This window comes from Mycobacterium sp. 236(2023) (genome assembly GCF_029623955.1).
Classification (GTDB): domain Bacteria; phylum Actinomycetota; class Actinomycetes; order Mycobacteriales; family Mycobacteriaceae; genus Mycobacterium.
Map to the genome: position 1 here is coordinate 1 of NZ_JARSBP010000005.1, position 14147 is coordinate 14147.

Below are 14147 nucleotides of genomic sequence, written 5' to 3' on the forward strand. Positions count from 1 at the left end.
TCGAAGGAGCCCGCACCAACGGCTGGAAACAAGCACTCGGAGCCCTCGCCCTCAACTACCCCGACCGCATCAACCCCTACCTGTAAACCCGCCACATACACAGAAATCTTGACAAGCTCGTGCGGGTGCACACCAACTCCACGGTGTCCCAGTCCACCTCCCCGGCGGCCAGCAGCGCCCCCACCGCGGGCAGACGGGTGTGCAACGTGTCGGCCTGACGCACCAAGACCCGCGCCCTGGCCGAGGTCATGTTCAACTCCGCGCCGACCTCCACCGCCGTGCGGTTGAACCCGTTGATCATCGAGCGCACGTCGGCGTCGATGTCCAACTCCTCTGCGGTACGGCGCTCCAGCAGCTCGAAGATCCCGGCCAGGGAGTGAGCCATCGCGACCGCGACCTGACGGTGGGCATCCCCCACCAGCGCGATCACCGACCGATCATCCAGTCCATCGAACATGTGTTCGACTCTGCCATACGCGGCCGACAAGTGGCGGAGACCGGCAGTTTTCGCTTCTGACGTCGGGGAACTACCGTTTACGTGTGCTGAACGAGACGCTCGAAGAAACGCTGCTCCCCAACGGCCTGACTGTGGACGCGGCGCGCGCTGAAGCTGCCAGGACCTACGAACTCGACCGTGCCCACGTCTTCCATTCGTGGTCCGCTCAGGCCGAGATCTCCCCGATGACGATTGTCGCTTCCGAGGGCTGCTACGTCTGGGACGGCGACGGCAACAAGCTGCTCGACTTTTCGTCGATGTTGGTCAACACCAACATCGGCCATCAGCACCCCAAAGTCGTTGCCGCCATTGCCGACCAGGCCGCCAAGCTGTGCACCGTCGCGCCTCAGCACGCCAACGACGCCCGCTCGGAGGCGGCGCGCTTGATCGCCGAACGCACCCCGGGCGAACTGAACAAGGTCTTCTTCACCAACGGTGGCGCCGACGCCGTCGAGCACGCGGTCCGGATGGCGCGACTGCACACCGGGCGCCACAAGGTGCTGTCCCGCTACCGCTCGTACCACGGCGGGACCGAGACCGCGATCAACCTCACCGGCGACCCGCGCCGCTGGCCCAACGACCTCGGCACCTCGGGCATCGTCCACTTCTTCGGCCCGTTCCTGTACCGGTCGCAGTTCCATGCCACCACCGAGGCCGAAGAGTCCGAGCGTGCGCTGCAGCATCTGCACGACATCATCCGCATGGAGGGCCCCGGCACGATCGCGGCCATCATTCTCGAGTCGATCCCCGGCACCGCAGGCATCATGGTGCCGCCGCCGGGATACATCGCCGGCGTGCGCGCCCTGTGCGACGAATACGGCATCATCTACATCGCCGACGAGGTGATGGCGGGCTTCGGCCGTAGCGGAAAGTGGTTCTCCATCAACCACTTCGACGTCGTCCCCGATCTGCTGACCTTCGCCAAGGGCGTCAACTCCGGCTACGTCCCGCTCGGCGGAGTGGCCATCAACCCGGCGATCGCCGAAACCTTCGCCCACCGTGCGTATCCGGGCGGTCTGACGTACTCGGGCCACCCGCTCGCGACCGCCGCGGCAGTGGCCACGATCAACGCGATGAGCGACGAGGGCATCGTCGAGAACGCGGCACGCATTGGCGAAGACGTGATCGGTCCTGGGCTGCGCGAGATCGCCGGCAAGCACCGCTGCGTCGGTGAGGTGCGTGGCGCAGGCGTCTTCTGGGCAGTCGAGCTCGTGGCCGACCAGGCCACTCGCGAGCCGCTCGCTCCGTACGGAAGCTCCAGCGCGGCAATGAATTCGGTCATCGGCGAATGCAAGAAGCTGGGCCTGCTGCCCTTCGCCAACTACAACCGCATCCATGTCGTGCCGCCGTGCACTGTCACCGCGGAGCAGGCGCGCGCGGGCCTGGCGATCCTGGACCGTGCGCTCGACGTCGCCGACGCAGCGCTGCCCCAGAGCTAGCCGAGCTCGCCACTGACCCCTCGCTGCAGCGCAGCGAGGGCGCGTTCGGGCAGCACCAGCAGCCCTTCGAGTTCACGCCGCGCGAGCTGGTAGGCGCCGGCGCGTTCCTGCTGCGTCGCTGCGGTGTCGGCTGCCACGCGCAGCAGCCGTTGCGCCCGGCCGAGTCGTTCCTGCTCCCGTGCGGTGAATCCGGAGCGGCCGCGGCGGATCGCTTCCGCCTCGGCGACGTCGAAGGTGGTGACGTACTCCTGCACGGCATCGAGGTACCCGCTGATCGCGTCGCGGTCGTCGACGAGGTCGACGGCATCGGTCGGCCGCAGAAGATCGGCACGCACCTTCGCCGCGTGGAAGCGCTGGGTGAGCGGTTCCCGCATGTCCGTCATCAGTGGACACTCGAGAATCTTGGCCACGTCGATTTCGTACTCGAGCCACCGGGTATCCGTGCGGTCGTGCTCCTTGACCGCACGGTCGATCACGCCACGATGGGGTGTGCCGTGGTCCGACCGGTTGCCGCGTGCGCCGACGATCGCCCGAAACGTCGCGTAGCCCACACCGATGAGCGGCGCCAGGATGAGCAACAGTTCCGCGAGCCGTATGACCAGTCCCACATCATCAGCATGCCGCACCGGACATTTAGAAAACCTTCATATTCCACATGGTTTTAACTTCGCATCCGCAGGCAACTGTTCTGTTATGCGACACAAGACATCTCTTCTCGGAATCTTCGGACCCATGGTCTTCGCGGGCGCCGCGGCGACTGCAATCGCAGCCGCGCCCCTGACCCTCGCGCAGCCTGCGCCGCCTCCGTGCTTCAACGCTGACGGCACCCCCTGCGCCACCATCGGCAACGCCGGACCCGGCGGCGCGACCGGCGGTGTGCCGGGCGGCCCGGCCGGCACGGCCGGTCCCGGCGGCGCCAGCGGCAGCACCAACCCGGGCGGTGTGGCCGGCGCAGCCGGACCCGAGGGTGCTACGGGCTCCATCCCCGGCGGCCCGGCCGGCACGGCCGGACCCGGTGGCGCCAGCGGCAGCACAAACCCCGGTGGTGTCGGCGGTACGGCCGGACCCGACGGCGTCTCGGGCTGTATCCCGAACGTCGGTTGCGCCACCATCCCTGTCGGCTGACAACTACAAGCGCCTGAAGAGGTCGGACCCGGTCGGGTCCGACCTCTTGGTGCTCTGCGGCTACCGTCATCGCCATGAGCTCACAGGTTCCGGCGACGCTGCTGGACGGACGCGTCGTCATCGTCACGGGCGCGGCGCGCGGAGTAGGCAAGGGGATCGCCTCGGCGTTGACCGAGCGCGGGGCGTCGGTCCTGCTGGTGGACCGCGACGAAGCCACTCTGACCGAGACCACCGAGACGTTGCGTGCATCGGGCCGCGCCGTCACCGCACTTGTGATTGATCTCCGCGAACGCGATTGCGCGCGCAGGATCGTCGACACGGCCATCGCCACGTACGGCAGCGTGCACGGTCTGGTCAACAACGCGATCGCCACAAACGAACCGAAACCGTTCCAGGACATCACCCGCGACGATTACGACCTCGTCTTCGACGTCGGTCCACGAGCGACGTTCGAGCTGATGCAGGCGATCTACCCGGTGTTCGTCGACAACGGCGGCGGCAGCATCGTCAATCTCGGCTCGGGGTCGGGGACGGTCGGCCTGCCGAAGTTCGGGGCCTACGCCGCGGCCAAGGAGGCAATCCGCGGTATGTCGAAAGTCGCTGCGCTGGAATGGGGCCGGATCGGCATCCGGGTGAACGTCGTCTGTCCGTACGCCGAGACCGAGAGCATCAGGACCTGGCGTGAATGGGATCCCAAAACCTACGAACGCACCGTCCGTGGCGTGCCGATGGGACGGTTGGGCGACGTCACCACGGACATCGGCCCCGCGGTGGCGTTCCTGCTCAGCGACGAGGCGGCATTCGTCACCGCCCAGACGATCATGCTGGACGGTGGGGCGGCTGGGTTCCGATGATTCGCGAGACACAGTAGTTCGCGAGAACCCGTGTCAGCGAGGCTATTTCGATGAGATGCTGATAGCCGTCGTGGGAGTAGAACTCCATCAGGAAGCAATCTTCACCGGCATGAACGCCGACGCCGAGAACAGCCCGGTATCCGAGCTTGGCCAGCAACGCGGTCTCCGCCGGATCTGATCCGTCCAGCCCGACGGCGGCGACGAACGATGAGCCGTCCGCGAGAGCCGTTGCAGTGGCTGGATAGTCGGCGAGATCGTAGGAGTCGGGCCCGAGATCGGTCATGACCGACAGACCCGAACCCTTACGGAGCACGGTGTCCACGCCTGCGACCTTGCGTAGCGCGTCGTGATCCTGGGTGCACTGCGATATCGACCATGCCGTGGTGCCGAACAGCTGCTGCATCTGCAGGGCGAGAATCTCCAGAGCGCCGATCACCGGCAGGTCGCTGCGCTCGTCGAGCAACCGGACGATGACGCCTGCCATCCGTCCGGCGTTCCTGGCGTCGGCCGCATTGCGGTCACGACTGCCGATCCCGCCGACGACCACCGACGTCGATGTCGCGGTGCTGTACCGGGCAGGACCTTGTCGTTTCGCCTCCAGCAGCGCCGAATCGGCGGCGGCCAGAAGCCTGCTCCCGTTGCGTATTTCGGGCCCAGCCGCCGCGGCGCCCTAGGACACGCTGACCTCGGTGGTCACGCGATCGCGGATTGCCTTGGTCGCATCCATGGCGAAAACCTGAGCCGAGGCGAGGGTTGCATCCGGTAAGAGCACGCAGAACTCGTCACCACCGAGGCGCGCGGCGACCGCACCGGTGATGCCGTCGGCCAGACAGGCGAGTTCGCGCGCGACCTCGCGGAGAAGCTGATCACCCGCGGGGTGCCCGTCGCGGTCGTTGATCCTCTTGAACCCGTCGAGGTCACACAGCAGCGCAACCGGATACGCTTTCTCCCAGTCGATTTCGGCGAGATGCTGGTCGACGGCGCGCCGGTTGGCGATACCCGTCAACGGGTCCTCGAACGCGAAACGCCACACTGTCGTGAACAATTCGGACCGGCCTATCGCCACGGCGGCGTGCGCGGCGATGGCCTGGATCAGCTGTTTGTCGCCGTGGTCGAAGCGGCGGCCGTTCGATCCGGTGGCCCAGATCAGGCCCCACATCGAATCGCCGACCATCACCGGGACGGCGAGTTCGGATTCCTTGCCCACGTACTTGAGCGCCTCGGCCGTCTCCGGCGGGCAGTCCGGATCGTCGAGCGCGTTCGCATACGCGATCCCTTGGCTGAGCAGCGAATAGATGTTGGAGTCAGGGGCCGCGTCGTAGTAGTTGTCCACGGGCCACCGCTCTTCGTGCGGCGCCAGGTCTCCGACGACGATCAGCGTGCGGAGCGCCATGCGGTCCGCCTCCCACCGCGTGATCGACAGCGATGCCGCCCCAAGGGCCGTCCGCGCCTGCTCGGCGATGACCTCCAACACCTCGTCGAAGTAATCGGCTTTCAAGACGGCTTCGGAGATGCGCAGCAGTGCCTTGAGCACGGGGAGTTCGGCGGCAGCCTCAGGATCCGCCTCGACTGTCAGCTCAACCCCACCGTGCACCCAAGCATCCCCCTCGCGCCCGCGAGTGCGGCGCAAACGGTCATGCTACCCACACGCTCGCTCGGGGCGTACCTGTAGCGTGCCCTGCTGTGCAGCCCATTCCCGTGATCGCCCTCACCGGCTACCTCGGCGCGGGAAAGACGACACTCCTCAACCATGTGCTGCGCAGCCCGAATGCGCGGATCGGCGTCGTGATCAACGACTTTGGCGAACTCAACGTCGACGCAGGACTGGTTACGGGTCAGATCGACGAACCGGCGTCGATCGCGGGCGGATGCATTTGTTGCCTGCCCGACGAGGGCGGCCTCGACATCGCGCTGGCCCGGCTCGCCGACCCGAAGCTGAGGCTCGACGCCATCATCGTCGAGGCCAGCGGGCTCGCCGATCCGGTCGCCGTCTCGCGCATCATCCGGTTCAGCGGTGTCGACGGGGTCCGGCCCGGCGGCGTGGTGGACGTCATCGACGCCGCCACCCATTTCGACACCGTCGACCGGGATGCCACCCCGCCGGCCCGCTACGGCGCGGCCACGCTGGTGGTGGTCAACAAAATGGATCAGATCGCCGACCGCGACGAGGCGTTGCAGCGCATCGAAAGCAGGGTCCGTTCCCTGAATCCCGACGCGTACGTCGTGGGCGCCACGGCGGGACGGATCGACCCGACGCTGCTCTACGACATCGCGGCCACCGCCGAGGAGGCCGGCCAGATGACGTTTCGGGAGTTGATGGTCGACGAGCCGGCACCGGACGCCCACGCCCACGATCACGACCACGCGCACGCGGATTCGGTGACCGTGTTCGGTGACGGCTGCGTGGATCCGTCGGCGGTCGTCGACCTTCTGGAGAAACCTCCGGCCGGGGTGTACCGCATGAAGGGGACCGTCGCGGTGCGCTACCGGGCGAGCACGCGGACCTACACGGTCAATGTCGTCGGTCCGTCGGTGCACATCGCCGTAGCCCCGCCGCACGCGACGGCCAACAGTCTGGTCGCGATCGGGATGAATCTCGACGCCGACGATGTCCGAGACCGGATGCGCACCGCCATCGCCTCGATGCCCGGAGCCGCGCCCGCGCAGGGAGTCCGGCGACTGCAGCGCTACCGCAGGCTCAGTATTTGAATCAACGCATCTCGTCGAGGATCGTCAGCATCTTCGACGTCGTCGCCCAGTTCCGGATCGTCATCAGTTTGTACTCGGGCGTGCCGACGATCCGGCCCATCCTGCTCTTGGTGCGTTCCGCGGAGAGCCTCGTGAAGTACACGACCCCGGGGCCGGGCCATGCGTCGTCGACGCCGTCGCGAATCTGCACGACACCCATCGCCTTCTGCGCGGTCAAGGGGGATTTCAGGAACACCACGTCGCGGTGATGGTCCTCGGTGCGCGCGACGAACTCCGCAGGCGCCTTGTCTACGACGGCTCGCATCTGACGGTGCGAGCGCACGACGACCACCGGGGGGCTCTGCAGATGCTGGGTCAGCAGCGCCTCGATGTCGGTCTCCAGCGTCGTGGCCGCGCCGCCGAACTCGAACGCGACGTTGCCCGACTGGATATAGGTGCTGACCTTCGCATACCCGGCATCCTCGAGTACGGCCCGCAGGTCGGCCATCGAGATCTTGTTGCGGCCGCCGACATTGATCCCACGCAGCAGAGCCGCGTATCGCACCGTCGCTCCCATGCCGGGCGACGCTACGCGATACTGAGCCGATGGCGGATCGAAATGTTCTAGGCGGGCCGTTGGACCCTTGCGGCACCGAACCTTTGACCGGCTTCTACCGCGACGGCTGCTGCAGCACCGGTGACGAGGACCTGGGCAGGCACACCATCTGCGCCGTCGTGACGATGGACTTCCTGGCTCATCAGCGCTCGATCGGCAACGATCTGTCAACACCGATGCCCGCGTACCGATTTCCCGGGTTGGTGCCCGGCGACCGGTGGTGTGTCACGGCGCTGAACTGGTTGCGCGCGCACGAGGATGGGCAGGCATGCCCGGTGGTGCTCGCGTCCACGCACGAGCGAACGTTGGACTCGGTGCCGCTCGACGTGCTCAAGCAGTACGCGGTCGACGTCCCGGACGACCCGGCAGGTCTCTAGACGCGCGCCCCCCACCTCTGATCTCCTGCGGTACCGCCCTGGCGGGATTCGACGTCACCGTCGACTGCGGCGAGGGTTTGAAAGCCGTCGAGGTCGGTCAGACGCTGGACTGCACCGCCGCCGATCCGCAGGGTGAGGAGCGCACCGTCCAGGTCACTGCCGCACCCGGTGACCAGGACGACAACTGGTCGCTTCTCGACTGATCAACGCTGCCCGGTTGACGTCGCCTTTGGCGGTCAGTGGCAACTCGTCGACGATCCTGATCTGTTCGGGCACTTCGAACTTCGCGAGCCGGTCTCGGCAGTCGGCGACGAGACGCTCTGCTGTCAGCGAGCTGCCCGGCGTCGCGACGACCGCGGCCCCGACGGTCTCCCCGTACACGTCGTCGGGTACGGGAAAGACCGCCGCCTGTGCGACGCCGGGGCAGCCGGCGAGCACTTGTTCGACACGTTCGGGGGAGATCTTCTCGCCGCCCCGGTTGATGATGTTCTTGATGCGCCCGGTGATCGACAGGTTTCCCTGATCGTCGATGACGCCGAGATCGCCGGTGCGCAGCCACCCTTCGGTGAATGCCCCGGCGCTGAGGGCGGGATCGCCGAGGTATCCCCGGGCGATCTCGGGACCCGAGAGCCACACCTCCCCGTCGACGGTCTTCGCGGTCGTCCCCACGGGGGTCCCGACGGTGCCGCGGCGGATCGTCACGTCGTCGGCCGGTGTGCAGCCGGTGATGTGATGGGTCGCCTCCGTCATGCCGTACGCGGTAAGGACCGGCACCCCGAGCACGTCCTCCATCCTGGCGGCGACGTCGCGTGACAGCGGCGCGCTGCAGCTGCGAACGAACCTGAGCCCTGCGGGCACGATCTCGGATTCTGTTCTGGCGAGCACGATCTGGTGAATGGTGGGCACTGCCGTGTACCAGGTGGCGCCGGCTGCGGCCATGTCATCCCAGAACGTCGTGGCACTGAACCGCCCCGCGGCGGGCAGCAGCACCGTCGCACCCACCGCCAGGCTCGTCAGCAAGGTGGCGACCAGGCCGTGCCCGTGGAACAGCGGCATCACCGCCACCGTCGCGTCGGCGGACGAAAGCTGGTACGTGCGAGCGATTGTCGCGACGGATGTGCGCAGCGCCTGGCGCGTCCACGGCACCATCTTGGGGGTGCCCGTGGTTCCCGAGGTGAACATGATCAGGACGTCGTCGGCGATGAGACCGACGGGCGACCGCCCCGGACGCAGGTCGGTCGCCGTGACAGCCTGCCCGGTCAGCACGAGGCGGGCGCCCAGCATGTCGAGCCGCTGATCGATGCCGGCCTGCGGTAGCGACGGATCCAGTGGCGCCACAGTCAGGCCGGCGCCCACCGCACCCAGCAGGGCGACGACGAAATCAACACCGTTACCGGCGAGAACCGCGACGACGTCGCCCGCGCGGAGTCCTTGTGCCGCCAGAGATTTCGCGACAGTGTCGGCCGCCTCGCCGAGTTCGGAGTAGGTGATGGCGCGCCGATCGGTACCGGCAATCAGCGCCACCGCATCCGGGGCGCCTCCCAACAGCCAATTCGTCATGTCAGTTCCTTCCCACCGCCGGGTTCAGATTGGTCAGGTGGCCGCTCTCGGTTCCGTCGGCCGGATCGATGACACAATCGATCAGAGCAGGCCTGCCTGACGCGATCGCCGTCCTCAGCGCCGATTCCAGCTCGGCCGGTGTGGTGACGAGATGACCGGTGGCCCCGAAGGATTCAGCGAGCCGGTCATACCGGGTGCAGTGCAGCAGCCGCGTCGGAGCGGGGTCGGAGGACACCGGGTTCGTGTCGTCGCCGCGGTAGATGCCGCCGTTGTTGAAGACCACCACCGTGACGGGCAGCTGATACCGGCAGATGGTCTCCATCTCCATGCCGGAGAACCCGAACGCGCTGTCGCCTTCGATCGCCACGACCGGCGCGCCGCTCTCGACGGCGGCCGCGACGGCATAGCCCAGCCCGATTCCCATCACCCCCCATGTGCCGCAGTCGAGGCGGTGCCGCGGCCGGTGCATGTCCACGACGTTGCGTGTGTAATCGAGCGTGTTGGCGCCTTCGTTGACCAGGTACACGTCCGGATGTTCTGCGAGCACGTCGCGGACTGCGCGCAGTGCGGGGTAATAGCCCATCGGATCGGTATCCGCGTGGGTTTCGGACGCCAGTCGCTTTGCCATCTTCTGCTTGTTCTCAACGACTTTCGTGGTCAGCGCCTCGCGCCAGGGGTGGGGCGTGCACACGCGCGCCGCGGCGCGGTTGAGAACCTCCACCACCGACGCGATGTCGCCGAGCAGTGGGGCAGCAATCGTCTGGTTGCTGTCGAGTTCCGTCGGGTCGATCTCCACCTGGATGAAACGCGCGTCGGCGTTCCACTGCGGCGCCTCGCCGTGGCCGAGAAGCCAGTTCAGCCGGGCACCGACCAGCATGACGACGTCGGCCTGCCGCATCGCCAGGGAGCGGGCTGCCGCGACGGACTGCGGATGGTCGTCCGGCAGCAGCCCTTTCGCCATCGACATCGGCAGGAACGGCAGCCCTGTGGATTCGATGAACCGCCGGATCTCGTCGTCGGCCCTGGCGTAGGCGGCGCCCTTGCCGAGCACGATCAGCGGGCGCTGTGCACCGGCGAGCAAGTTGACGGCTCGTTCGACCGCCGCGTCCGACGGATACTGCCGCGGCGCGGGGTCGATGACCTGTCGCAGCGCCGCAGTACCGGTTTCGGTGTCGACGACCTCGCTGAGCACAGCGGCGGGGATGTCCAGATAGACCCCTCCGGGCCGCCCCGAGGTCGCAGTGCGGATCGCGCGGGCGACGGCAAGCCCGATGTCGGCAGCGCGATCCACGCGATAGGCCGCTTTCGCGAGCGTCTTGGCGATGGCGAACTGATCCAGTTCCTCGTAGTCGCCGCGGCTGAGGTCCACGATGGCCCGGTCGCTGGAGCCCGCGATCTGGATCATCGGGAAACAGTTGGCCGTCGAGTTGGCCAGCGCCACCAACCCGTTCAGGAAGCCCGGCCCCGACACGGTCATGCAGATCCCCGGCTTCCCGGTGAGGAATCCGGCGGCCGACGCGGCGTGCCCGGCAGCACTCTCGTGCCGGAACCCGAGGAACCGGATGCCCTCGGCCTGTACCAACCGCACCAGATCGGTGATCGGGATGCCGACCAGCCCGTAGATCGTCGAGACGCCGTTGAGTTTCAGCGCCTCGACCACCAGGTGCGCCCCATCGGTCTTCATGATGTGATCTTTGCTCTTCGGGTCGCGTGATGTCGCTATTGCTGTCATCCAATCGCGACTACCGGTTAGCGGGAAGGTAGCTTTCGGTATGGCTTCGGTGTTGACGGTGAACATGGCGGCAGCCCCCATCGATCTGGGGCGGCGCCGGTCCGGTATCGACAAACGGCCCAGCGCCGAGCCGCTCTCGGTGCGCGCGCCGGGTCCGCGTAAGGGCGGGTTGGGCAGCGGTGTCGTCGGCGACGCGATCTGCGACAGCAAGCATCACGGCGGTGACGACCAGGCGGTCTACGCCTATGCCCGAGAGGACCTGGACCGCTGGGAAGCAGAGCTGGGACGGGAACTGACCAACGGCGCGTTCGGCGAGAATCTGACGACGTCGGGCGTGGACGTGACCGGTCTGCTGATCGGCGAGCGCTGGAAGGTCGGCACCGACGGCCTCGTCCTGGAGGTGACCAGCCCGCGGACACCGTGCCAGACGTTCGTGTCCTGGCTCGGTATTCCGGGCTGGATCAAGACGTTCACCGCCGCAGGCGACCCGGGCGCCTACTTCCGCGTGATCGAACCGGGGACGACGCGCGCGGGCGACAGCATCGAGGTGATCGCCCGCCCCGAGCACGATGTGACGATCGGGACGGTGTTTCGGGCCCTGATGGGCGAATCGGACCTGATGCCCGCTCTTGCGGTTGCCGACGCACTTCCGGAGAAGATCAAAGAGCAGGTGGCCAAACGCCGCGTGTGAGCTGAATCCCATTTCGCGGATCGGCGCGTGAGGCGGTTTGGGAGCCGCGACGGGCCGGGAACGCTTCATCACGCGTGCACAGAGTTGTCGCGTCGGCGCGTTGTCGCGCACAAGCCCCTGACATCTACTCCCAGGAGAGTCTTCATCTGTCATGGAAGACACCATCGAGCTGCAGTCCGCAACACATTTCGCCGGTGACGCCGCATGGATCGCCGGTGTGATCGCCCTCGCCTACGCCATCGGCCTGGCCGTGTCGTGGGTGTTGCAACGGTTGGGTCGTCGCAGCACGCTGCTGCATCACATCGCCCAGCTGACCCGACGGCCGCTGCGCGCCACTCTGGTCGTGATCGCCGCGTCGGCTGCCGTCCGCCGCACCGTCGATGTCGGCGCGAGCTGGCGCAGTTGGGTCGACCATGCCCTCGTCATCGCGCTCATCGGCACACTGACGTGGATGGTGGCCAGCCTCGTGCGGGTCGCCGAGCGACAGGTGATCTCCAAATTCGCCGGCGGCGACGAGGGCCTCACGGACGCCGACCGGCATCGCCGCAAGATCAAGACCCAGGTCCTCACGCTGCGGCGCATCGTCGTCGCGATCGTTGTAGTGCTGGGCGGTGCGGCCGCGATGATGACGTTCCCGTCGTTCAGCGACATCGGCAAGACGATGTTCGCGTCGGCCGGTGTGCTGACCGTCGTCGCGGGCCTGGCCGCGCAGACGTCGCTGGGCTCCGTGTTCGCCGGCATCCAGATCGCCTTCTCCGACGCCATCCGCGTCGGCGACGTGGTCGTCCTCGAAGAGGAGTGGGGCCGCATCGAAGAGATCACGCTGACCTATGTGGTGGTGCATTTGTGGGATGAGCGCCGGCTGGTACTGCCGTGTACGTACTTCACATCCACGCCGTTCCAGAACTGGACCCGCAACGCGACCGAACTGCTCGGCACCGCCGAGGTCGACGTCGATTTCACCGTTCCGTTCGACGGCATGCGCGCGGAGCTGGACCGGCTGTTGCACGCAAACCCGTTGTGGGACGGGCGAGTCGGTGTCCTGCAGGTGACCGACGCTGTCGAGGGACGGGTGCGGGTGCGAATGCTGGTGAGTGCCTCCAACGCCGGACAGTTGTTCGACCTGCGCTGCGATGTCCGCGAGGGGATGGTCGCCTGGCTGCAACAGAAGAATCCCGGTGCGCTGCCTCGCCAGCGGATCGAGCACCAGACCGATTCGGGCCCCAGCCCGCAAAACGACATCGCCCACATCGGCCGCCCGCAGGCAGATTCCGGCCTGTTCAGCGGCAGTGTCGAAGCCGACCGCCGCGGTAGGGCGTTCGACAGCGCCGACGAGGATCACCGCAACGGCGAGCTGGTGCGCGTCAACTACGACGGCTGACCGGCCCACCTCATGTTCGATTGATGCTGAGCGCAACTCTTGGTCGAGTATCGCCGGCGGGGAATGCTCGTGGCTGAAGACGTCGTTGACGCTGGAAGTGAGAGCAATGACAGGCCGAACGCCGCTGCATCTTGCCGTCGCACTCAACCCGACGGGCTGGCATCCCGCGTCCTGGCGGGACACCGAAGCCAGGCCCGCGGATCTGCTGACGCCGTCGTACTGGGTGGACCTTGTCGGCGCCGCCGACCGCGGCCACGTGGACCTCGTGACCTTCGACGACGGCCTGACCTTGCAACCCGACGGGCCGCAGGGGCGGCTCGACGCGGTGCTCACTGCCGCACGCGTCGCCCCGCACACCTCCCGGGTCGGCCTGCTGCCCACGGTGATCGCCACCCACACCGAACCGTTCCACCTGTCGAAGGCGATCGCCACGCTCGACTATGTCAGTTCCGGGCGCGCCGGGGTGCACGTGCAGGTGAGCGCCGACGAGGCCGCAGCGCGCCACTTCGGCAGGAGGGCCACACCGACGTCACTGGCGGAGCTGTACGAGGAAGCCACCGACTACGTCGAGGTGCTGCGCCGGTTGTGGGACAGCTGGGAGGACGACGCCGAGATCCGCGACGCCGCCACCGGCCGGTTCATCGACCGGAACAAGTTGCACTACATCGATTTCGAGGGCAAGTGGTTCTCGGTCAAGGGGCCCTCGATCACACCGAGACCGCCCCAGGGCCAGCCTCTCGTCGCGGCGAGCGACGACGGCCAGGACAGCCGCGCGTTCATCGGCGGCAGCGCCGACATCGCGTTCGTGCCCACGCACGGCACCGGTCAGATCGGGTCGGCGACGACGTTCGTCGACCTCGTCGTGTTCCTCGACGACGCTGCAGGACATGCGGCCTCCCGTCGCCGCCGGCTCGACGACCTCCACGGCGCCGAGTACACCGGTGAAGCAAGGATTTTCGACGGAACTCCAGTCCAGTTGGCCGAACTGCTGCAGGAGTGGTCGGAGTCCGGGGTCGCGGGCGTCCGCCTGCTGCCCGCGACCCTGCCGCACGACCTCGTCCAGATCACGTCCGGCCTGACGCCGGAACTACGGCGCCGCCGGCTGTCGAGTACTAGCGCCGCCACGGCGCTGCGTGAGCTGCTCGGTCTCGCTCGTCCGGCCAACCGTTATGCTGAAGCCTGAGGATC

At 67.3% G+C, this 14147-nt stretch carries 16 protein-coding genes; 9 read left to right on the top strand and 7 right to left on the bottom strand.

All coding sequences use genetic code 11. From position 1 onward, the window contains the following. Positions 1-76: 76 nt before the first annotated feature. Entirely contained in the window at positions 77-457 is a 381-nt protein-coding gene (locus P9A17_RS20710) for a DUF222 domain-containing protein (RefSeq protein WP_278040609.1), read from the bottom strand. 83 nt (positions 458-540) lie between these two features. Here P9A17_RS20710 and P9A17_RS20715 point away from each other — a divergent pair, with 83 nt between their 5' ends. After that, the gene (locus tag P9A17_RS20715; protein WP_278040610.1) at positions 541-1935 is read left to right on the top strand and encodes an aspartate aminotransferase family protein; all 1395 of its coding nucleotides are present in this window, start codon (positions 541-543) and stop codon (positions 1933-1935) included. On the opposite strand, the gene P9A17_RS20720 is transcribed toward P9A17_RS20715, so the two are convergent. Next, the gene (locus tag P9A17_RS20720) at positions 1932-2543 is read right to left on the bottom strand and encodes a hypothetical protein (RefSeq protein ID WP_278040611.1); all 612 of its coding nucleotides are present in this window, start codon (positions 2541-2543) and stop codon (positions 1932-1934) included. The genes P9A17_RS20715 and P9A17_RS20720 overlap by 4 nt on opposite strands. An 85-nt stretch (positions 2544-2628) precedes the next feature. Here P9A17_RS20720 and P9A17_RS20725 point away from each other — a divergent pair, with 85 nt between their 5' ends. Both P9A17_RS20725 and P9A17_RS20730 read left to right on the top strand, forming a co-directional pair. Continuing rightward, complete coding sequence (locus P9A17_RS20725; RefSeq protein ID WP_278040612.1) at positions 2629-3060, top strand: hypothetical protein; 432 nt, start codon at positions 2629-2631, stop codon at positions 3058-3060. 74 nt (positions 3061-3134) lie between these two features. Further along, a complete protein-coding gene (locus P9A17_RS20730; protein WP_278040613.1) occupies positions 3135-3914 on the top strand; it encodes an SDR family NAD(P)-dependent oxidoreductase in 780 nt (259 codons plus the stop codon). Here the strand turns inward: P9A17_RS20730 and P9A17_RS20735 are convergent. Continuing rightward, positions 3880-4398, bottom strand: coding sequence for a hypothetical protein (locus P9A17_RS20735; RefSeq protein WP_278040614.1), 519 nt, complete (start codon positions 4396-4398; stop codon positions 3880-3882). The two genes, P9A17_RS20730 and P9A17_RS20735, sit on opposite strands and share 35 nt — an antisense overlap. Between P9A17_RS20735 and P9A17_RS20740 the strand changes: the two genes are divergently transcribed. Continuing rightward, positions 4385-4588: a hypothetical protein gene (locus P9A17_RS20740; protein ID WP_278040615.1), complete on the top strand. Its 204-nt coding sequence runs from the start codon at positions 4385-4387 to the stop codon at positions 4586-4588. The genes P9A17_RS20735 and P9A17_RS20740 overlap by 14 nt on opposite strands. Here the strand turns inward: P9A17_RS20740 and P9A17_RS20745 are convergent. Next, a complete protein-coding gene (locus P9A17_RS20745; RefSeq protein WP_278040616.1) occupies positions 4585-5508 on the bottom strand; it encodes a diguanylate cyclase in 924 nt (307 codons plus the stop codon). The genes P9A17_RS20740 and P9A17_RS20745 overlap by 4 nt on opposite strands. Positions 5509-5597: 89 nt before the next feature. On the opposite strand from P9A17_RS20745, the gene P9A17_RS20750 reads away from it, so the two are divergent. Next, positions 5598-6623, top strand: coding sequence for a CobW family GTP-binding protein (locus P9A17_RS20750; protein WP_278040617.1), 1026 nt, complete (start codon positions 5598-5600; stop codon positions 6621-6623). A 1-nt stretch (position 6624) separates the two neighbouring features. Here P9A17_RS20750 and P9A17_RS20755 read toward each other — a convergent pair whose 3' ends face one another. Continuing rightward, entirely contained in the window at positions 6625-7179 is a 555-nt protein-coding gene (locus P9A17_RS20755; protein ID WP_278040618.1) for a DUF1697 domain-containing protein, read from the bottom strand. A 29-nt stretch (positions 7180-7208) separates the two neighbouring features. Here P9A17_RS20755 and P9A17_RS20760 point away from each other — a divergent pair, with 29 nt between their 5' ends. Then, the gene (locus P9A17_RS20760; RefSeq protein WP_278040619.1) at positions 7209-7595 is read left to right on the top strand and encodes a DUF2237 domain-containing protein; all 387 of its coding nucleotides are present in this window, start codon (positions 7209-7211) and stop codon (positions 7593-7595) included. 153 nt (positions 7596-7748) lie between these two features. On the opposite strand, the gene P9A17_RS20765 is transcribed toward P9A17_RS20760, so the two are convergent. Both P9A17_RS20765 and oxc read right to left on the bottom strand, forming a co-directional pair. Next, positions 7749-9155 carry an AMP-binding protein gene (locus tag P9A17_RS20765; RefSeq protein ID WP_278040620.1) on the bottom strand — a complete coding sequence of 469 codons (1407 nt, stop codon included), beginning with the start codon at positions 9153-9155 and terminating at the stop codon, positions 7749-7751. A gap of 1 nt (position 9156) precedes the next feature. Continuing rightward, entirely contained in the window at positions 9157-10887 is a 1731-nt protein-coding gene (oxc, locus tag P9A17_RS20770) for an oxalyl-CoA decarboxylase (protein ID WP_278040621.1), read from the bottom strand. 40 nt (positions 10888-10927) lie between these two features. Here oxc and P9A17_RS20775 point away from each other — a divergent pair, with 40 nt between their 5' ends. The 3 genes from P9A17_RS20775 (at position 10928) to P9A17_RS20785 (ending at position 14142) form a co-directional block, all read left to right on the top strand. Next, positions 10928-11578 (top strand): MOSC domain-containing protein, encoded by a 651-nt coding sequence (locus P9A17_RS20775; RefSeq protein ID WP_278040622.1) that lies wholly within the window; start codon positions 10928-10930, stop codon positions 11576-11578. Between the two features lie 151 nt (positions 11579-11729). Further along, the gene (locus P9A17_RS20780) at positions 11730-12959 is read left to right on the top strand and encodes a mechanosensitive ion channel domain-containing protein (protein WP_278040623.1); all 1230 of its coding nucleotides are present in this window, start codon (positions 11730-11732) and stop codon (positions 12957-12959) included. A gap of 106 nt (positions 12960-13065) precedes the next feature. Continuing rightward, entirely contained in the window at positions 13066-14142 is a 1077-nt protein-coding gene (locus P9A17_RS20785) for an LLM class flavin-dependent oxidoreductase (protein WP_278040624.1), read from the top strand. Positions 14143-14147 lie beyond the last annotated feature (5 nt).